We start from the raw sequence: 20,242 nt of genomic DNA on the forward strand, positions 1-20,242 counted from the left end.
GCTATCCCTTTTGAGGAGAGAGGTGTCAGGAGGAAGTGAGCCACACAAAAAAACATTACATCATTGCCTATCTCTTCTTGTTGCCGTGGTTTGTTGGCTTTTTCGGCCTCGTTTTGGGGCCGATGATCAGTTCCCTCTATTTGTCATTTACGGAGTACCGATTGTTAACGCCACCGGAGTGGATTGGCCTGCAGAACTATACGGACATGTTCCGAGACAGCGACTTTATCAGTTCTGTTAAAGTGACCGCAGTGTTTGTATTGATTGGCGTTCCTTTACAGTTGTTAGTCGCGTTGTCGGTCGCACTCTTGTTGAATAAAGGCTTGAGCGGGATCGGGTTTTACCGAACAATTTACTACATTCCCTCTTTGCTGGGCGGGAGTGTGGCCATCGCGTTACTGTGGAAGAACATATTCGGTACGGACGGTATTGTGAACGATTTCTTATCGCTATTTGGCGTTCAGGGGAGGGGATGGGTCTCCCACCCGGACTATGCGATCTACACCCTCATCCTTTTGTCGGCGTGGCAATTTGGGTCTTCTATGGTCATTTTTCTTGCGGGACTAAAGCAAATACCGCCTGAGTTGTACGAAGCGGCCGCTGTAGATGGAGCGAATGGCTTCATGAAATTTAAGGACATTACGCTTCCGCTGTTATCTCCTGTCATTCTCTTTAATTTGGTCATGGTTTTAATCAAGTCTTTGCAGGCTTTTACGTCCGCTTACGTCGTCAGCGAAGGAACGGGTGGACCTGCCAACTCAACGTTATTTTACACACTGTACCTCTATCTAAAAGGGTTTTCCTTTTTTGACATGGGCTATGCCTCTGCCATGGCATGGCTGTTGCTGGTCGTGTTGGCGCTGTTGACCTTCATCATATTCTTGTCTTCTAAATATTGGGTTTACTATGAGTATGAGGGGAGATCATCGTGACGTTTGCGAAAGGTCAAAGACTGGTATTGCACCTGTTTTTACTCGCTTTCGGATTACTGATGATTTACCCGGTCGCGTGGATGTTTTTGAGTTCGTTGAAGCCCGAATACTTGATTTTTTCCGATCCGGGGTTGTGGCCAAAGGAGATCACGTTGGAACATTATGTGAAGGGCTGGCATGTCGTTCGAGATGCGACGTTTGGGATTTTTTTTAAAAACTCGTTTATTATCAGCCTTTTAGCTGTCATCGGGAATCTCGTGACGTGTTCAATGGCAGCTTACGCCTTTGCGAGAATGGACTTTCCGCTCAAAAGGCTCTTATTTGCTTTAATGTTAATGACGATTATGTTGCCGACGCACGTTACGTTGATCCCTCAGTACGCTATTTTTTATCAGTTGGATTGGATTGACACGTTCTTACCTTTAACCGTTCCAAAATTTCTTGCAACCGACGCCTTTTTTATTTTTTTAATGGTTCAATTTTTCAGGGGGATCCCAAAAGAATTAGATGACAGTGCAATCATTGACGGGTGCGGCCCCATTAAAATCTACTACAAGATTATTTTGCCGCTAGCGTCTCCCGCATTGCTGACGACCGCTATTTTTACGTTTATTTGGACGTGGGATGATTTTTTCAGTCAGATTATTTATATAAACTCGGTCCACAACTTTACCGTGCCGCTAGGGTTGAGGTTGTTTTTAGACGCTCAGGGCGAGTCTTCCTGGGGTTCAGTGTTTGCCATGTCTGTTTTGTCTCTGTTGCCCATCGTCGTCCTTTTTTTCTTTTTCCAGCGACACATTGTAGAGGGGATTGCCACGACAGGAATAAAAAGATGAGACAGAACGTGTTCTTACTGAGTAGGTTCCAAAATTGAGAATTTATTTCCTGGACTCATAAGATTTCAAAAAGGTCATGAGTTAGATTGGAAGTAGGGAAGTCGCAGGGAGAGGGTCGTAAAATGAAAATCGTCGATATTGTGGAAAGAACCGTGCCCATTCAGTCCAATATCCGCAATGCCTATATAGACTTCGGTAAAATGACGTGTTCGGTCGTGGCCATCGTCACGGACGTCACGAAGAACGGAAAGAGAGTCGTCGGTTACGGATTTAATTCAAACGGGCGTTACGCCCCGACGGGACTGCTTCGGGAACGTTTCATTCCAAGGCTTCTAGAGGCAGATGCGGATGACATTTTAAACGATGACGGTACAAATTTAGATCCACACCGCATTTGGGACGTTTTAATGACCGGAGAGAAGCCGGGAGGGCACGGAGAGAGGTCTGTGGCTGTCGGCGTGCTGGATATGGCGGTTTGGGACATTGTCGCGAAGATCGAGGAAAAACCGCTGTATCAGGTGCTGGCTGAACGCTACAGGAGCGGTGAAGTGGATGACAAAGTTTTTGTGTACGCAGCAGGAGGATACTATCAGCCCGGTAAAGACTTAAAACAACTCCAGGAAGAGATGAAACGCTACCTTGAGCTCGGGTATACCGTAGTCAAGATGAAGATTGGCGGAGCGCCGCTGGAAGACGATTTGCGGCGCATCGAGGCGGTGCTCGAGGTGGTGCCAGACGGCCAGTCGCTGGCGGTAGACGCGAACGGGCGTTTCGATTTGGAAACAGCTTTGCAGTACGCTGAAAAGCTGGAACCTTATAACCTCCGCTGGTACGAAGAGGCTGGAGATCCTCTCGATTACGAACTTCAGGCAATGTTAGTCAAGCATTACAGCGGGGCTACAGCGACAGGGGAAAATCTTTTTTCCGTTCAAGACGCACGCAACCTCATCCGTTACGGCGGGATGCGGCCGGCCCGGGACATTTTGCAATTTGATTGTGCGCTGAGTTACGGGTTGGTGGAGTACATGCGAATTCTCGAAATGTTGAAAGATGAGGGCTGGTCCCCGCGGCAGTGCATCCCACACGGCGGGCACCAATTGTCCCTTAACATCGCCGCCGGTCTCGGACTCGGGGAAATGAGTCGTACCCCGGGGTGTTCGAGCCGTTCGGCGGGTTTGCAGACGACATTCCGGTAGAGAACGGATACGTCCGCTTGCCCGATGTCCCGGGTGTCGGCTTTGAAGCTAAAAGCGATCTGTACACTTTGTTGCGTTCTGTCGCCCATTAATCCAGACGTATGGGGCTCGTGACACAGGGGGAGTTTCATGCATCAGCTCACTTCGTTTGAACGGTTAAGTTTAAATCAAATGACGACAGAGCAGTGGAATTTGCGGGAGGCCGTCGAAGGTTGCGTCCAGGCTGGCGTTCCGTGGATCGCTCCGTGGCGTCATAAAATCGCGGAGATCGGACTTTCTGAAAGCAAAAAGCTCATTCGCGAAGCGGGGCTCCGTGTGTCCAGCATTTGCCGCGGCGGCATGTTTCCGGCGGCGACAGATGCTAAACGCAGAGAAGCCCTGGAAGACAACCGACGAGCGGTAGACGAAGCAGCTGAATTAGAGGCAGAAGTGCTCGTGCTCGTTTGCGGGCCAGCTGCCGACCGCGACATTTCGGAAGGCAGGAAAATGGTGGAAGAAGGAATCGCAGAACTCGTGCCGTACGCCGAAGAAAGGGGGTCAAACTGGGAATTGAACCGCTCCATCCGATGTATGCGGCGGAACGATCCGTCATCGTCACGTTAAGTGAGGCTTTGACATTGGCTGAAAAATTCACGCCTGACCAGGTAGGCGTCATTGTCGATGTGTTCCACGTCTGGTGGGACCCGGAGCTGTACACACACATTCGGAGGGCGGAAGGGCGCATTTTAGGTTTTCACGTTTCAGACTGGATTGTGCCGACACCCGATTTATTAAAGGGACGCGGCATGATGGGAGATGGGGTGATAGAAATTCGGCGAATTCGTCAGGCAGTAGAAGAAGCGGGTTACGACGGTCCCATCGAAGTTGAAATCTTTAACGAAAAAATTTGGAGTACACCGGGAGACGAGGTACTTTCTTTGATGAAAGAGCGCTATTTGGAGCACGTTTGATAGCCCTAAAGAAGTTTTTTGAAGGTGTGGTCATGATGGTGGATGTTGTTTTAATAGGGCTCAGGGGTACGGAGCCCAATTTTTTCGAGAGTACGTCCAAAGGGCGGAACAGGGGAAGGTGCGCATCGTAGGGGCAGTGAACCGCAGCGCCCCGGAAGGGGAAACGAAGAAAGACATGGAGCGTTTGGGGATTCCGTACTTTTCTTCGCTGGATGCGTTTTACCGTGAGAAGAGTGCAGACCTCGTGAACATTTCGTCGCCGATCCAATACCACTGCGAACAAACGTGCCTTTCCTTAAAACACGGCAGCCATGTGCTGTGTGAAAAACCGACAGCTGCCACGGTTGAAGAAGTCATGAAAATGATCGATTGTCGGGACGCCTATCGGCGAAACGTTCTGATCGGTTACCAATGGGCATTCTCAGACGCCATCCAAGCGTTAAAAAAAGATATACTGCAAGGAAAGTTTGGGAAGCCTTTGCGGCTTAAAACGGTTGTGCTGTGGCCACGTAACGACGACTATTACGCCAGAGGGTGGGCAGGCAAGATAAAGGACGCATCCGGTAGATGGGTGCTTGACAGTGTGGCGGCCAACGCGACGGCCCACTTCTTGCAAAACATGTTTTACGTACTGGGGGAATCGTTGGAAAAAAGCGCTTTACCACAATACGTCATTGCGGAGACGTACAGGGCGAACCGCATTGAAAATTTCGATACGGCTGCCATCCGCGCGTACACCGAGCGGGGGACAGAACTTCTCTTTCTCGCGTCACATGCCGTTCACACACGTGACGTGTACGGGCCGGTGTTCGAGTACGAGTTCGAGGAGGCCGTCATCCACTTTCGCGATGAGCAAAACCGTTTTCAAAAAAATGGCAAGCAAGATGAAATTACAGCGGTTTACCGGGACGGGAGAGAAGTCCATTACGGTTCTCCTTTCGACAATCCATTCCACAAAATAGATGTCGCCCTGGAGGCGGTTCAGAAGGACGAACCGTTCGTCCCGTGCGGATTGGAGACGGCCTCCGCTCAGACGTTGTGCATCCACGGTGTGCACGAATCGGTTCCACAACCGGTATCATTTGCCGAAGACGTGATTCGATACGATGGAGCAGATCGCATCGTTTGGGTGGATGGGCTCGTCGAGGCGTTCAAGCAATGTTATGCAGAGTGGAAGATGCCGCACGAACTCGGGTGTGACTGGGCCCGCAGGGGGCGAGAAGTGAATCTGTCAAGTAACGCACTGTACAAGAGAATGATTGAATGAGGAGAGGGAGGTCGACACATGACAGACCGTCTGGTGAAAGCTGTAGAAGGAGAAGGTTATCAAGAGATTATTAGCGAGGAAGATGCACGCCTCGACTACCTGTCGCTCGGCAAATTGTCGCTTCAATCTCAGCAGACATACTGTGGCGAGACGGGTGGCAATGAAGCCGTTCTCGTCATCTTGTCTGGTGTCGTTGATTTTTCCAGCGGAGATCAGCACTATACTGAACTGGGCGGCAGAAAGAACGTGTTTGACGGAAAGGCGACAGCGGTCTACGTGCCGTGCCGATCTCAGTATGAGATAAAGGCAAGGACAGAAGCAGTCCTGGCTGTTTGCAAAGCGAAAGCTTCCGAGCGGTACGAACCGTTTGTCGTGAAACCGGAAGACGTCATCGTCCACCACCGCGGCAAAGACTCCTGGAAACGTGAAGTGCACGACATTATTACGGATAACGGAGAAGGCCGCGTGCAACGCATTATGATCGGGGAAACATTCAACGAGCCTGGGAACTGGTCGAGTTATCCGCCGCACAAACATGATCGCGATCACCTCCCTGAAGAGTCAAAACTAGAAGAGATCTACCATTATCAGCTATCCCCTGAACAAGGATTCGGCGTTCAATTACGGTACAACCAGGACCGAAGCATCGACGAAGCCTACATCGTCAGACACGGGGACAGTTTTGCCATTGATCAAGGGTATCATCCCGTTATCGCCGCAGGCGGGTACAAAATCTATTACTTGTGGTTTTTAGCAGGAGAGGGAAGGACGTATAAGCTCTACGACGATCCAGAACACAAATGGTTAATGGAGTAGTTTTGAGGGACGTGACACGGCATTCCAAAGTAAACACTGTTTCGTTTACTTTGGGTTTTTTTGTACTCTAACGACGAGGAGGATGCCTTGTGACAGACGAACCTGTTTTCACCGTCATACAGCCTGATGACTCCGTGTGTGTCGCGCTGAGAGATTTAGCGAAAGGTGACACAGTGGAGGTCAACGGGCACTGCGTCACAGTCAGAGAAGACGTTCCGTTCGGGCACAAGGTTGCTGTCAAAACCGTTCATCCTGGTGAGGATGTCCTAAAATACGGCTATTCCATCGGCGCAGCGACCCAAAAAATCGAACCCGGCGAATGGGTGCACACGCACAACGTCAAAACAAAGTTGGAAGGCCATTTAACCTACACGTTTCAACCTCTTCCGAAAAAAAATCTTAAGCGTCGCGTACCGAATGAAACGTTCGCAGGCTATGTGAGGAAAAACGGAGACGTCGGGATCCGAAACGAAATATGGATCATCAACACCGTCGGTTGCATTAACAAAACGGCAGAAGTTTTGGCGAAAATGGCCAATGAGACGTTCAAGGGCGCCAATATTGACGGGGTCTACCATTTTCCACATCCGTATGGCTGTTCGCAGTTGGGAGATGATCTCCAAAATACACAAAAAGTGTTAAGCAATCTCGTCCAGCATCCAAACGCAGCCGGCGTCCTCGTCTTGGGGCTCGGCTGTGAGAATAACCACGTCGATGCGTTTAAACGCGCGCTCGGTGAATACGATTCTGAGAGCGTCAAGTTTTTAGTCAGTCAAGAAGTGGATGATGAACTTGAAGCAGGGATGGCCTTGATTGAAGAATTGGTCGACTACGCCGCTTCGTTTACACGGGAGCCTGTGCCGATTTCTGAGTTGAAAGTTGGGTTAAAATGCGGCGGATCGGACGGGTTTTCCGGCATCACCGCCAATCCGTTAGTCGGCCAATACTCCGACATGTTAGTTTCTGCCGGCGGAACGACAGTGTTAACGGAAGTGCCGGAAATGTTTGGAGCCGAGACGATTTTGATGAACCGTGCCGTCAACGAAGACGTGTTTACCGACATCGTCCGCCTCATTGACGGATTTAAGGACTACTTTATCAAACACGGTCAAGAAATTTACGAAAATCCTTCACCGGGTAACAAGGATGGCGGGATTACGACCCTCGAAGAGAAATCGCTGGGCTGCGTCCAAAAAGGCGGTACGGCTCAAGTGGCCGGCGTGTTAAGATATGGTGAACGCGTCAAGGAAAAAGGGTTAAATCTTGTGCAGGGGCCTGGAAACGATTTAGTTTCCGTGACGGCACTAGCCGCTGCTGGTGCCCACATCGTACTCTTTACGACCGGAAGGGGAACTCCCTTTGGCGGGCCGGTACCGACGGTAAAAATTTCAACGAATACCCACCTTTACGACAAAAAGAGGAATTGGATCGACTTCAATGCCGGCAGTTTAATCGAGGGTACCCGCATGGATGCGTTGTCAAACCGTCTGTTTGAATACGTGACAAAAGTGGCTTCGGGCGAAGTGCAAACGAAAAACGAAGAGCACGGGTTTAAAGAGATCGCGATATTTAAAGACGGTGTCATACTGTAGGAGGAAATGATGTTGAAAAGACTGAACCGACAATTGCTTAAACGAGCAGAACTGCCGAAAGACGTTATAGTCGAGTGCCAGACAGATCTTCCGGAACGCGTCATCCAGTTCGGGGAGGGGAATTTTTTGCGGGGGTTTGTCGACTGGATGATCCACCAGTTGAACCGTGCCGGTAAGTTCAGCGGTCGCATTGTGGCCGTTCAACCGACTCCTTTTGGCAAGGTTGTGCCAAAGTTAAATAAACAAGACGGGTTGTACACGGTGGTCCTGCGGGGAGTGGTGAATGGTGACGTCGTCGAAACTTATGAAATCATTTCCTCCGTTAGCAGAGGTGTCAATCCGTACACCGATTGGCAGGAAGTGTTGAAAGTCGCGGAAAACAAGGAGGCTCAGTTCGTTTTCTCCAATACGACGGAGGCTGGCCTCACGTATCTGAGAGAGGACTATCGTGGATCTTCGCCCCAGTCGTTTCCGGGTAAACTGACGGCATTTTTGTATCACCGCTACCGTGCCTTTGATGGAGACCCGGAAGCCGGCATGACCGTCATACCTTGTGAACTCGTCGAAGACAATGGCGACACGTTGCGCGACATTGTGTTGCAGATCGCCCAAGATTGGAATTTCCCAGAAGACTTCATACATTGGATTCAAGCCCACAACCGTTTTTGTAACACGCTCGTCGACCGTATCGTGACGGGGTATCCCGACGATGCGGCGGTGTTACACGAGCGGCTCGGATATTATGATGAACTGCTGACCGTTGGGGAACCGTACCACTTGTTTGCCATTGACGCCGATGGGCCCGTTCAACAGGCGCTCCCTTTTCACGAAATCGGGCTGAATGTGTCATGGGGGGCGTTCGATGTGTTGCGGGATTTAAAAGTGCGCATTCTCAACGGTGCCCATACGATGATGTTTGCCGTGGGCTACCTATCAGGGGCCAATACCGTGCGCGACGTTATGGACGACGACCTCTTGAAACAGTTCGTACGGCAGGGCATTTACGAGGAGGTCCTTCCGTCCCTCAACATAGAGGCGGAACGAAAGACGTCCTTTGCCGACACGGTGTTAGAGAGGTTTTCCAACCCGTTTAATGCCCATTTTCTCGTCGACATCGGGATGAACGCGACGAACAAATTTAGAACGAGGTTGCTGCCGACACTTGCAGATTGGGTGCGGCACCGGAACACCTTACCTGACGTGACCGTCTTTTCGCTGGCGGCTCTCATTGCCTACTACCACCCGGTTCGCTTAGAGGAGGCACACCTCATCGGTTCCCGCGGAGAAGAAGAATACCGCATTCGGGATGGTGGAGAAGTCATTCGCTTTTTCTACAACGTTTGGGAGGATTATAAAAACGGAAAAACGGATTTGTCCCTGTTCGTCCAAAAAGTTCTAGGGAATCGGACGGTATGGGGAACCGACTTGAATGAACTTCCAGGCCTTTCACAAGCGGTTCACGACAACTTGCGTAAGATTGAAAGGACAGGTGTGAAGCAAGCGGTCAAACAAATAATAGAGGAGAAAGGGAACGGAACAACATGGACGTCGTGACGTTAGGGGAATCGATGGGACTGCTCCCTCCACGACAACAGGCCCGCTCCGCCCACACCTTTTCCCGCGGACTGGGAGGCGCCGAAAGTAACGTGGCCATCGGACTGGCCCGACTGGGAAAAAAAGCGGGCTGCGCGCCGCTTCATTTCCCAGTCGGACATTGTGCTGCCCGGGTTAGAAGAAGGGAAGTGGCTGTACAGTTGTATGAACAGCGCGTCGTCACACTACATTCATGGCGCGAGTCCAAATTAGTCCTGAACCACGCGTTTGTCGAGTACCTTCTCTAAAGGTGTGTTTCCGCTAAAGAGCTCATTGATCCACAATGTGGTCGCTCCGAGCACATTTGCTGCCTCCCCTAACTTTGACGGAGTCACGTTCAAATCTTTGATGTTTGGTTTTAAAGAATGCTGTTTTACCGATTCGTAAAGAGGTGTCAACACGTGTTTACCCCCCTTTAGTATTCCGCCCGTTATAAATACTCGCTGGGGATTAAACAGATTCACAAGTGTCGAAATGGCGATTCCGCTAAAGCGACCAGCTGACTCTAATAACTGTACGGCCATGCGGTCATTTAACTTTGCGGCTTCGTACAAATGCTCGATGGAAATGTTTTCGGGACTTCCCGCCAATTCAAGTATTTTTGTGGGGAATCCTTTTTTTACCTTTATCACGACTTCCTTCAGCAAAGCAGGTTCACTTGCGATCGCTTCTAAGCAGCCGTAGTTGCCACAGGAACAAAGGGGCCCGTCATCCTTGACGACAGTGTGACCAATTTGACCAGCCCCATAGTTTCCTCCATAAAATAACTGGTCCCTGAGCATAATGCCCGCTCCGATACCGTAGTCAATGTTTACAATGATAAAAGATTCCACATCTTTTCCTTCACCAAACCACCGTTCCGCTAAAGCTTTCGTATTACAATCGTTGTCCACTTTAACAGGTAACTTTAGTTTATCTTCAAGGAGTTTAGCGATGGGAACATTACCCCAGTTAAGGTGTGGAGGATAGATCGATATCCCTTTTACGGGATCAACAATTCCGTGCATACCCAACCCTGCCCCGATCAGATCCCCTCTGGAAAGGTTCGATCTCTCGAACATAATGTGTACGGATCGATAGACCTCATTCACGACTGATTCAGGCGTTTTCAGTGTGGGAAGGGGGACCGTCACAGACTCGAAGATGTCGCCGTTTAAATTCACAATAGCGGTCTCGATAGTTTCTGATTCAATGGTGATGCCTACTATCTTATAGGCATCAGCATTCAGCTTTTGTAAAATGGGAAAACGGCCTCTCTTAATTGGAGTTTGGCCGTAATCTTCGATTAAATTGTAATAACTCAACTCTTCCAATATGTCGCTAATCGCCGGTATCGTTAACTGCGTGATGTGTGACAGCTGGGTCTTTGATAGAGGTCCGTGATCTTTTAACACTCTCAGTATTAATTTTTGATTGAATTGGCGCATCATATTCCTGCTAATTTTTTTAGTGTTCAAATGATTACTCCCGCCCTTGCATATTTATCTAAACTAATTTTAATTAATAAAAAAGTTAGTTGCAACACCTTGCGGTGAAGTTGCTATAAATTACTATCTTAGATCAAATCCACTTTCACTGTTGACTTATTAAAGTAAGTTAAATAAAATAAATACAGTACTTTATCAAGAAAGCATTTTCAACACTGATCTTATTTTTGGATTGTGATGATTTCCTCTGACAATCTCATCTACTATCTTAATGGATTGTTAAGGGGTAAATCATAATAAAATCTATCAAACAAAGGGAGGAAAAGCGATGAGGAAAACTAAATATTTCTATGTCAGTCTTTCTCTCATTTTGGCACTTAGCTTCGTAATAGCTGCGTGCGGCAGTGGACAGACGACTGACGAGAGCAGTTCAAATTCTCAATCCGCTGACGAGGAACAGGTCACTATCAAGTTTGCAAACTGGGTATCCGCTGAAGATGCGACAAAGGAAAATGTTTCTAAAGTGATTGAAGCGTTTGAACAAGAACACCCGAATGTCACGGTAGAAAACGTTGCTATCCCATTTGATCAGATGAGACAGCAGCTTCTAACGATGACAGCAGGGGGTAACCCGCCTGATGTGATGATGTTAAATGGACCGTGGTCCCAGGAACTCGGTGCTCAAGGGGCGCTCTTGGACCTCACTGAGATCGCGGGTGAAGATTATTTGAATGACAATTGGCCAGGAGCGTTGGATGCTGGGAAGTACAAAGATCAACTGTATGCTGTACCGTTTGGATTGTCACCACATGCTTTTTGGTATAACAAAGATTTAATGGAGAAAGCTGGCCTGGATCCTGAAAATCCCCCGAAGACGATGGACGAGTTGAATGAAGCGATGGCACAGATAAAGGACAAATTGGGTCCAGATGGTGTTTACCCCATAGGACTTGATACATCGAAAATCGACTATGCTCTCGTCCATTTTTGGCCGTGGTTTTACGCTTTTGACGCTCGTCCCCTCTACAATGACGAATCTAACTTTAATACTGCTGAAGTCAAAAATGCTTTAGAGTGGATGCGTCAAGCCGTCAAAAATGAATACACCCCGACTGGGCTTCAAATTAAAGAGTTACGTGAACTGATGGCAAAAGATAATATCGTTTTTCAAATGGACGGTCCGTACCTGGTCGGTATTTTGCGGAGTTTAAATCCTGAGCTTGAGGGAGATGCCTTTTACGAAAAATTTGGTGTAACGACCGTCCCAGTAGGGGATAACGGCAAGTCAGAAACGTTGGCGGATCTGCACCAGCTCGGCATCTCTGCGGAATCAGAACACCAAGAAATTGCATGGGAATTTGTTAAGTTCCTTACATCGAGTGAAACGTCTATTAACGATTACCAGATACCGTACGGTGTTATTCCGCCGTTAAAGTCGTCCGTTCAGGACAATGAGCAACTGTCTGATCCTGTCAGTCAGGCGTATATAAACGAAATTTTCTCAACTATGGTAGGTGGTCCGTACGGTCCAGAGTATGGTCAGGCGCAGCAACTCGTGATACAAGCGATGCAAGAAGCAGCTTTGTCAGATAAGCCCATTGAAGACATTGTTCGCGAAACAGACGAACAACTGAGTGGCATATATGGACAGTAGAGAGTGAATGGCAGATGTCGGCTACATTAACGCCGGCATCTCGCCATCATTTTGGAGGAGATTGTAGATGGAAAAAACTGAAAGAAGGTTTTCTCATTTCCAAGCATATCGTTCGAAGAAACGTCGAAATGAAGTGTTGTTCGCCTGGGGCTTAATTCTCCCATCTCTTGCGATTTTAGTGTTAGTGATTTTTTATCCGCTTGTACAATCTCTGTTATTGAGCTTTTCTAATGCAAACATGCTGAACATTGAAGGCGCACTATTCGTTGGACTGGATAACTTTAAAAAAATTATTCAGGATAGTGTGTTTTGGGTCGCCCTAAAAAACACCGTAATCTTTGTCGGTTGCTCAGTAGCAGGTGGTTTAATCATCGGGATGGCATTGGCACTCATACTTAATGAAAACATTCCGTTTCGCAATTTTTTTAGAGGGATTGCTCTCATCCCTTGGGTTGTGCCGGGCGTCGTCGTTGCCCTTCTCGTGCTCTACATGTTCAATTCACAAGCTGGAATTGTCAATTGGGTGCTCGTCCAGTTGGGCCTTGCAGACCAGTTTATTGACTGGTTTGGGTCAACTGAATACGCTTTGTGGGCAGAAATTATTGCAAATATTTGGAACCAAACTCCCTTTTACATGTTAATGATTTTAGCCGGTTTACAGACAGTGCCTCGACATCAGCACGAGGCGGCAATGATAGACGGTGCTTCAAGCATTCAGAGGTTTTTTTATGTGACACTGCCTAACATTCGCGGAGTTTTGATGATTGTGACGAGTTTAATGGTCATTTGGAATTTTAATAACTTTGATCTCATATGGACGACTACTCAAGGTGGACCCGTCAATGCGACAATGACGCTTTCCGTCTATGTATACCGAAATGCGTTTGTAGGCCTGGATGTTGGTTACGCTGCTGCCATCGGTATGGTGTGGCTTGCGATACTTCTGAGTTTTTCATCGTTTTACATTCGGGCACTGAAAGGAGCAGATCATCAGTGATTACGGGGTTCAAGAGAGTAGGCCTTTTCGTTGCCTTGGCAATTATTTTGCTCTTTATCTTCTTGCCGATCTACTGGATGGTGGTGACATCGATAAAGCCGAATGAAGCGGCTTTTCAAATTCCGCCTGAATTGTTTCCGTCTGAACCTTCCCTCATGAGCTACATCAACCAATTACAAGATCGGACTGGTTTTTTAACTTATTTTGTCAATACGCTGATCGTTTCTTTAGCGACAACTTTGTTGAGTATTGTCGTAGCAGTGTTCGCTGGATATGCTTTTAGTCGTTTTCAGTTTCCAGGCAAAGGCCCACTGTTTATCGTGATCCTTGCGTCACAAATGTTTCCTCTAACTCTAATCGTCGTTGGCATATATGTACTCTTTAATCAATTAAACCTGTTAGACACTTATTTGGGGTTAATATTGGCATTTACGTCCTTTTCTCTTCCCTTTGCGATTTGGATGATGGAGGGATTTTTCAACACGATTCCACGAGACCTTGAAGAGGCTGCAATGGTTGACGGATCAGGGCGTTTTGGGACGCTTTTCAAGGTGATTCTCCCCCTAACTCGACCGGGGATCATTGCGGTAGGCGTTTACTCGTTTCTTAACTCGTGGAACAACTTGTTGTTTGCCCTAAGTTTAACGAGTAGTCAGGACATGAGGACGATTGCTCCAGGATTTCTGCTCACTTATGTCGGTGAGTTTCAATATTTTTGGGCAGATGCCATGGCGGGTTCGGTGATCGTCACACTTCCTATGATCGTTATTTTCATTATGTTGCAGCGTCATCTCGTTCAAGGCATGACTGCCGGAGCGGTAAAAGAATAACGAAATTTTGGTTGGAGGGTTTCGCATATGAAACGCATTACATTACAACCGCAGCCGATCTCCAAAGGTCTGTTGGAGCATCTGGAAGATAAAGGTCTTATTCAGATGTTCCGGCCTACGGAACTGACCTTAAATCCGCCTGCAGGAACAAATGTGGGAGAGTCCTTGTATGAATCAGATGAAAAATATGGGCCACATAAACTGATAGCTGTGGGAATAAACAACCATAATGTGGCGCTCGGATTACATCCGGACAATGAAGAATTTCTGTTGCCTTACTACGATTCAAGTGTTAAACCAGTGTATTTAGTCATAAGCTACCTCTCTGAGGAAGAAATTAGAGCAAAAGATCGAGAAAACAGTTTGTCGGCTGAAGATTTTGTCTGTCTCAGCTTGTATCCGGCTCCAAGGGGAGCGGAAATGTTTACGGTGTTAGGCGGAACCGTTCATTGTGAGGTGACTAAACCTGGCGAAGGGGAAATAGGGTGTTTCTTTGTAACAGAATCCCGGGATTTGCCGCTAATTAGCGTTGATTTGGAAAAGACGATGATTGACGTAGAACAATAATTAAGAATGAAAGAGTGGATGACATCATGAAACTAAAACATCAAGTTGCCATTGTAACGGGCTCTGGCAGAGGAATTGGTCGTGGCATTGCTGAAGTGTTTTCCCGCGAGGGAGCAAAAGTCGTGATCGCCACACGAACCGTTGAAGAAGGAAAAGCAGTGGAACACAACATTCGGCAGTCAGGGGGAGAGGCATTTTTTGTACAAACAGACGTTGCTTCTGAAAGTAGCGTCCAACAAATGGTTGAACAGACGACTGAAAAATACGGCAAAATTGATGTTCTTGTCAACAATGCAGGAATTACCTTGTTTAAACCGTTGCTCGAGGCCACAGTTGAAGATTGGGAACACGTCATTAACATTGATTTGCGCGGGACTTTTTTGTGTAGTAAATATGTTCTACCGGAGATGATGAAACAACAAAAAGGGTCTATCATCAATATCTCTTCAAACCATGCCGTCGCGACGCTTCCGGACACGGAGATTTACGCTGCTGCGAAGGCCGGAGTTAACGGAATGACACGGAGCATGGCGTTGAGTTTAGGAAAGTACGGCATACGTGTTAATGCCATCTGCCCGGGATTTACTGATACGCCACATTACCAGAACTGGCTTTCTGAAACAGGTGACCCGGACAAAGTTGAAGAAGAAGTCAAGCATTTTCACGCCACCTCGAGAATCTGTAAACCAGAGGATATTGGAAAGTTAGCCGTCTATTTGGCATCCGATGATTCGGCCATGATGACGGGAGAAGCGTTGATTCTTGACGGTGGATTAACTGCACGGCTCTACAAATCAAAAATATGTTAACTAGGAGCGACTAACAATGAAAATAAAATCGATGGAGCTGTTCAAAGTTCCGCCGCGCTGGCTTTTTTTAAAGGTGACGACGGATGACGGCATTGAGGGTTGGGGAGAGCCGATTGTCGAAGGAAAAGCCGACACGGTGGAGACGGCGGTACACGAAATGAGTGAATATCTCATCGGTAAAGATGCTTCATGTATTGAAGATTTGTGGCAAGTGTTGTACCGCGGCGGGTTTTATCGCGGTGGTCCTGTTTTGACAAGTGCTATCTCCGGAATTGAACAAGCCTTGTGGGACATTAAAGGAAAAAGCTTAGGGGTTCCAGTGTACGAGTTGATGGGTGGAGCCGTTCGGGACAAAATGCAAGTTTACGCGTGGATAGGTGGTGATAGGCCCGCTGATGTTGTGAACAGCGCAAAAAAACAAGTGGACGCAGGTTTTCGCGCACTTAAAATGAACGCAACGGAGGAAATGGGATGGATCGATTCTTTCGGAAAAGTACAAAAGGCAGTTGAGCGTGTGGGAAAGGTTCGCGAAGCTGTCGGCTATGATGTAGGAATAGGAATCGATTTTCACGGCCGTGTTCATAAAGCGATGGCGAAATTGTTGCTCAAAGAACTGGAACCTTTCAAGCCTCTATTTATTGAAGAACCTGTATTACCGGAAAACAACGAGGCGTTGCTGGAAATATCTAGGCATTCTGTCATCCCCATTGCAACAGGAGAAAGGATGTACACGAGATGGGGATTTAAGACAGTCCTCACCCAAGGTTGTGTCGATATCGTCCAACCAGATATCAGTCATACGGGAGGTATTTGGGAAACGCGGAAAATTGCGGCGATGGCTGAATCATTTGATGTGGCAGTTGCGCCCCACTGTCCTCTCGGCCCCATTGCACTGGCTGCTTCCCTTCAATTGGACTTTTGCACACCTAATGCTTTTATACAGGAACAAAGTTTGGGGATCCATTACAATCAGGAATCAGATTTATTGGACTACCTCGCTGAACCTGAGGTGTTTGAATACAAAGACGGGTACGTCAGTCGACTGACGAAGCCCGGTCTCGGCATCGAGATTGACGAACAAAAGGTAAGGAATATGGCCTTACAGGGGCACAACTGGCGCAACCCTGTATGGCGGAACGAGGACGGGAGTGTCACGGAGTGGTAAGACGCAGAAGAAAATAGACGATGAGCGGAGGAGAACAGTGAAAGCTGATGTCGTAACAGTTGGGGAAAGTATGGTATTATTTCAACCGATGCAGGAAGGATCTCTTGCATATGTTCCGCTGTTTACTCGGACGATAGCGGGTGCAGAGTCCAACGTCGCTATTGCCCTCACGAGGCTGGGCATCAAAACCAGATGGATCAGTCGGGTTGGCAAGGATCCCTTCGGAGATGCGATTATTTCCACATTAGCTGGCGAAGGAGTGGACACATCGCTTGTCATACGAGACGGGTCGGCACCGACATCTGTCTTTTTCAAAGAGTACAAGGGTTATGGGGATCCAAATGTTTATTACTATCGCCAAAATTCGGCGGCCAGTCGCTTATCTGTCGAAGATGTTTCGGAAAACTGGTTTAAAGGTGCGAGATTGCTCCACGTGACAGGAATTACGCCTGCATTAGGATCCAATGCGAGAGACATGGTCATGAAGACTATGAAATTAGCGCGCAAGATGGGATTAATTGTATCATTCGATCCCAATATACGCCGTAAACTTTGGAGCGAAACAACTGCAAGAAAAACGTTGCTCTCGTTAGTACCGCTGTGTGACATTTTCTTACCTGGATTGGAAGAGGCGGAATTTCTCTTAGGTGCACGATCGATCGATGATTATGGCTCGTGTTTTTTAGAGATGGGAGCCAAAGTCGTCGCACTTAAATTAGGAACAGCTGGATCAAAAGCGTTTATACAGGATGCTGCGGTAAAAGCGGACAGCTATCCCGCTGACAGAGTATTGGATACGGTCGGTGCAGGAGATGCCTTTGCTGCAGGATTTTTGTCTACTTTGTTGGACGAAAATGCCATGCTGGACGAGGTCACAAGACTAAAAGATCTCCTGAAACCTGCTTTGGAACGCGCTAACCTAATGGGATCGCTGGCTGTTCGATACCGTGGGGACTGGGAAGGGTATCCGAGATTAGACGAAGTGAGAAGAATACAAGCCGGGTCTTGTCAGACGACACGTTGATGTACCGATATTTTCAGGCAGAACAAACAAGAGGAGGGGATGGCGGATTGAACGAAAAATTGGAATTGATCGTCGATGCAAAAGCTGACCTTGCTGAGGGCCCTTGTTGGGATCGTGAGCGGAAGGTGCTTTACTGGGTCGATATCGTTGGGAAAAAAGTACACATGTACGATCCGACTCAACTTCAAAGTCGAACCATCGAGGTTGGACAGTACGTAGGGGCCGTGGTTCCGCGGAAATCTGGAGGCCTGATGCTCGCCATGCACCACGGTTTTTATTCATTGGATTTGGAAACGGAAGCACTGGTTCCGATCGCTGATCCCGAAAGAGAAAAAGAAAACAACCGTTTTAACGATGGGAAGTGTGATGCTTCCGGCCGTTTCTGGGCAGGGACGATGGAGCTAGACGGGAAAAAGGGCGAGGGTTCCCTTTACTGTTTGGATCGAAACCTTGACGTCCGAACCGTCTTGCAGAACGTCAGTATTTCTAATGGGCTAGGGTGGAGCCCCGATCATAAGACCATGTACTACATCGACACACCTACACGACAGGTTGCCGCATTTGATTATGACTTAGATACAGGAACGATATCGAATAAGAGGACGGTCGTGTCTATTCCAGAAGGCGATGGAGATCCTGATGGTATGACAGTAGATGAGGAAGGCATGATTTGGGTCGCCCATTGGGGAGGGTCCCGGGTTTCTAGATGGAATCCTAGTACAGGCGAATGTCTTGAAGAGATTCCCGTCCCGGCGTCTCAAGTCACGTCATGTGCTTTTGGGGGAGACCATTTAGACGAGTTGTATATTACGACGGCTCGGTTAGGCCTTGGACAGAATGACCTGCTAAATGAACCGCATGCAGGTGGACTTTTTCGTATCAAGGTGAATGTCAGAGGGCTACCATCACATCCTTTTGCGGGGTAGGAGGTTGACATCGTGAAGCAGAGATTGCTCCGTCGGTTGTACGAACAGCGCATCGTCGCCATCATTCGCGGCATCACAGGGGAAGGGTTGGACAGTCTCGTCGGCACCTTGGTAGAGAGCGGCATTCGCATTATGGAGGTGACGGTCGACACCCCCGGGGTGTACGACAAAATCCAGAAAATTAAAGACGAGTACGGCGACGAAGTGGCCGTAGGAGCGGGGACGGTGTTGGACAGCGAGACAGCGCGCACCGCCATCAGTGCGGGAGCGGAGTTTCTCGTTTCCCCGTCGCTCAATGTGGACGTAATCAAAACAGCGAAGCGTTACGGGAAGGCGGTCTTTCCCGGATGTATGACGCCGACAGAGATCGTGCAGGCGTTTGAGGCTGGGGCCGATGTGATCAAAGTGTTTCCGGCCAGTGTGGTAGGGCCGCGGTATTTCCGCGAGTTGTCGGGGCCGTTGGGCCACATTCCGCTCATGCCCACCGGCGGGGTCAACCTAGACAACGCCCTGGCCTATGTGGAGGCCGGCGCAGCTGCTGTCGGCCTTGGAAGCGCCCTGGTCGGGCGCGGCGGACGGCAGGTGGACCTGGCGGACGTGAAAGAGAGAGCCCAGGCGTTTCGCGATTTACTGCGCACGAGATTCGGCTAAAGAAATACCAATGTTGATGAGGGAAAGAAATTGTGAACCGGCACATTGGCAAGATGGCCTGGACGAAGTCGACCACCTGCGTCACACTCGGGAAAATCGAGCATCTCTACCATGCGGAAAGGAACGATTGAACGGGTCTATGCCAACCGTGGCGTGCGTTGGAGGTTTATCTGCAGTCTGGGCGAGTGAAAGGCTCGCCTTCGGCAAACCGTACGTTCAGCATAAATCTGATACAAATCTATCTAAAGGGGGAGAGACATATTCACAACAGGATTAGCGTTACAGAATCCGCCGATTCTGATCAACTTTAAATCCACCGTATGACTTAACCCTGTAAACTAATATAGCGTGCCACTGCAACAATTCCCAAAATGATAGAAATAATTAACACGACTATACTAATCCGAAACGACTTTTTCGGGTCCATATGCGTCTTCCTCCTCTTATTTGAAAAATCAACTTACCCAACAATACGAAAAAATGATAGTAGTAAAACACCCGGTAAATACGTCACAGCAAGATAAACCCCGCCCACAGTCAACCACTCCAACGGCCTTTTGGAAATAAGACCTTGTTGGTACAGAAGGAACAGCACCACGAGAGGCTTCAGCAAATAATTGACTGGCGAAGCGATCACAATTCGGTACACCGTCTCAACATCATCTACCAAAGGTAAGTAATAGAGGGAAATAAAGATATTTATCACATAGACAAGCACCATACTCAACAGTACCACATTCACATATTGCCCTAAGTAACTATCTCTTTTCAAAAAAAGAGTTACGGCAAGGAAAAGTGAAAAGGTTTCAATCCCTAGCACTATCAACAAAATAAACAGTTGTATAACAACGGAAACAAGCAAAATTGAGATCAAATATTCTTGTATAAAATCGCTGAATTGCGGCAAAAATTTTTCATAGATCCCCATTTGGATATACGTGGAGATGCTGATCAAAACGAGCAGAATCAAGAGGATGTAACGCCCCTGAATTTTGTCAATTCTCATATTT

Annotated in this window: 19 protein-coding genes and 2 pseudogenes; 19 read left to right on the plus strand and 2 right to left on the minus strand. The window is 48.0% G+C overall.

Features of this window, described 5'->3' with window-relative positions; translation table 11 throughout:
* Positions 1-35 precede the first annotated feature (35 nt).
* The 10 genes and pseudogenes from B0W44_RS02540 (at position 36) to B0W44_RS19020 (ending at position 9,430) form a co-directional block, all read left to right on the plus strand.
* The gene (locus tag B0W44_RS02540) at positions 36-932 is read left to right on the plus strand and encodes a carbohydrate ABC transporter permease (RefSeq protein ID WP_228441411.1); all 897 of its coding nucleotides are present in this window, start codon (positions 36-38) and stop codon (positions 930-932) included.
* Positions 926-1,768 carry a carbohydrate ABC transporter permease gene (locus B0W44_RS02545; RefSeq protein ID WP_418304084.1) on the plus strand — a complete coding sequence of 281 codons (843 nt, stop codon included), beginning with the start codon at positions 926-928 and terminating at the stop codon, positions 1,766-1,768. The genes B0W44_RS02540 and B0W44_RS02545 overlap by 7 nt, the downstream gene beginning before the upstream one ends.
* A gap of 122 nt (positions 1,769-1,890) precedes the next feature.
* Positions 1,891-2,964, plus strand: coding sequence for a mandelate racemase/muconate lactonizing enzyme family protein (locus B0W44_RS02550; protein ID WP_269466621.1), 1,074 nt, complete (start codon positions 1,891-1,893; stop codon positions 2,962-2,964).
* Positions 2,922-3,056: a hypothetical protein gene (locus B0W44_RS18965; RefSeq protein WP_269466622.1), complete on the plus strand. Its 135-nt coding sequence runs from the start codon at positions 2,922-2,924 to the stop codon at positions 3,054-3,056. Before B0W44_RS02550 ends, B0W44_RS18965 begins: the two co-directional genes overlap by 43 nt.
* 37 nt (positions 3,057-3,093) lie before the next feature.
* A pseudogene (locus B0W44_RS02555) lies at positions 3,094-3,914 on the plus strand (sugar phosphate isomerase/epimerase family protein).
* Positions 3,915-3,996: 82 nt separating this feature from the next.
* Positions 3,997-5,181, plus strand: a pseudogene (locus B0W44_RS02560) (Gfo/Idh/MocA family protein); the annotation flags it as partial.
* A gap of 18 nt (positions 5,182-5,199) precedes the next feature.
* Complete coding sequence (gene iolB / locus B0W44_RS02565) at positions 5,200-5,997, plus strand: 5-deoxy-glucuronate isomerase (protein ID WP_077718636.1); 798 nt, start codon at positions 5,200-5,202, stop codon at positions 5,995-5,997.
* Between the two features lie 89 nt (positions 5,998-6,086).
* The gene (locus B0W44_RS02570) at positions 6,087-7,589 is read left to right on the plus strand and encodes a UxaA family hydrolase (protein ID WP_077718637.1); all 1,503 of its coding nucleotides are present in this window, start codon (positions 6,087-6,089) and stop codon (positions 7,587-7,589) included.
* 9 nt (positions 7,590-7,598) lie between these two features.
* A complete protein-coding gene (locus B0W44_RS02575) occupies positions 7,599-9,143 on the plus strand; it encodes a tagaturonate reductase (RefSeq protein ID WP_169835386.1) in 1,545 nt (514 codons plus the stop codon).
* A complete protein-coding gene (locus B0W44_RS19020; protein WP_077718638.1) occupies positions 9,131-9,430 on the plus strand; it encodes a hypothetical protein in 300 nt (99 codons plus the stop codon). The genes B0W44_RS02575 and B0W44_RS19020 overlap by 13 nt, the downstream gene beginning before the upstream one ends.
* Here B0W44_RS19020 and B0W44_RS02585 read toward each other — a convergent pair.
* Positions 9,392-10,639, minus strand: coding sequence for an ROK family protein (locus B0W44_RS02585; protein ID WP_149026910.1), 1,248 nt, complete (start codon positions 10,637-10,639; stop codon positions 9,392-9,394). The genes B0W44_RS19020 and B0W44_RS02585 overlap by 39 nt on opposite strands.
* Before the next feature lie 298 nt (positions 10,640-10,937).
* Between B0W44_RS02585 and B0W44_RS02590 the strand changes: the two genes are divergently transcribed.
* The 9 genes from B0W44_RS02590 (at position 10,938) to B0W44_RS02630 (ending at position 19,232) form a co-directional block, all read left to right on the plus strand.
* Positions 10,938-12,263 carry an ABC transporter substrate-binding protein gene (locus tag B0W44_RS02590; RefSeq protein WP_077718640.1) on the plus strand — a complete coding sequence of 442 codons (1,326 nt, stop codon included), beginning with the start codon at positions 10,938-10,940 and terminating at the stop codon, positions 12,261-12,263.
* A gap of 67 nt (positions 12,264-12,330) precedes the next feature.
* Positions 12,331-13,260 carry a carbohydrate ABC transporter permease gene (locus tag B0W44_RS02595; RefSeq protein WP_077718641.1) on the plus strand — a complete coding sequence of 310 codons (930 nt, stop codon included), beginning with the start codon at positions 12,331-12,333 and terminating at the stop codon, positions 13,258-13,260.
* A 35-nt stretch (positions 13,261-13,295) separates the two neighbouring features.
* Entirely contained in the window at positions 13,296-14,090 is a 795-nt protein-coding gene (locus B0W44_RS02600) for a carbohydrate ABC transporter permease (RefSeq protein ID WP_169835387.1), read from the plus strand.
* Positions 14,091-14,117: 27 nt separating this feature from the next.
* Positions 14,118-14,657 (plus strand): hypothetical protein, encoded by a 540-nt coding sequence (locus B0W44_RS02605; RefSeq protein WP_077718643.1) that lies wholly within the window; start codon positions 14,118-14,120, stop codon positions 14,655-14,657.
* Positions 14,658-14,671: 14 nt separating this feature from the next.
* On the plus strand, positions 14,672-15,466 hold the full coding sequence (locus tag B0W44_RS02610; protein WP_228441416.1) for an SDR family NAD(P)-dependent oxidoreductase: 795 nt from the start codon (positions 14,672-14,674) through the stop codon (positions 15,464-15,466).
* A 16-nt stretch (positions 15,467-15,482) separates the two neighbouring features.
* Positions 15,483-16,631 carry a galactonate dehydratase gene (dgoD, locus tag B0W44_RS02615; RefSeq protein WP_077718645.1) on the plus strand — a complete coding sequence of 383 codons (1,149 nt, stop codon included), beginning with the start codon at positions 15,483-15,485 and terminating at the stop codon, positions 16,629-16,631.
* Between the two features lie 37 nt (positions 16,632-16,668).
* The gene (locus B0W44_RS02620; RefSeq protein ID WP_228441422.1) at positions 16,669-17,655 is read left to right on the plus strand and encodes a sugar kinase; all 987 of its coding nucleotides are present in this window, start codon (positions 16,669-16,671) and stop codon (positions 17,653-17,655) included.
* Positions 17,656-17,702: 47 nt separating this feature from the next.
* Positions 17,703-18,581: an SMP-30/gluconolactonase/LRE family protein gene (locus B0W44_RS02625; RefSeq protein ID WP_179947365.1), complete on the plus strand. Its 879-nt coding sequence runs from the start codon at positions 17,703-17,705 to the stop codon at positions 18,579-18,581.
* Between the two features lie 12 nt (positions 18,582-18,593).
* Positions 18,594-19,232 (plus strand): bifunctional 4-hydroxy-2-oxoglutarate aldolase/2-dehydro-3-deoxy-phosphogluconate aldolase, encoded by a 639-nt coding sequence (locus B0W44_RS02630; RefSeq protein WP_077718647.1) that lies wholly within the window; start codon positions 18,594-18,596, stop codon positions 19,230-19,232.
* A gap of 460 nt (positions 19,233-19,692) precedes the next feature.
* Here the strand turns inward: B0W44_RS02630 and B0W44_RS02635 are convergent, their stop codons facing one another.
* Positions 19,693-20,238: a hypothetical protein gene (locus B0W44_RS02635; protein ID WP_077718648.1), complete on the minus strand. Its 546-nt coding sequence runs from the start codon at positions 20,236-20,238 to the stop codon at positions 19,693-19,695.
* Positions 20,239-20,242 lie beyond the last annotated feature (4 nt).

Source organism: Novibacillus thermophilus, from assembly GCF_002005165.1.
In the GTDB taxonomy this organism is placed as follows: domain Bacteria; phylum Bacillota; class Bacilli; order Thermoactinomycetales; family Novibacillaceae; genus Novibacillus; species Novibacillus thermophilus.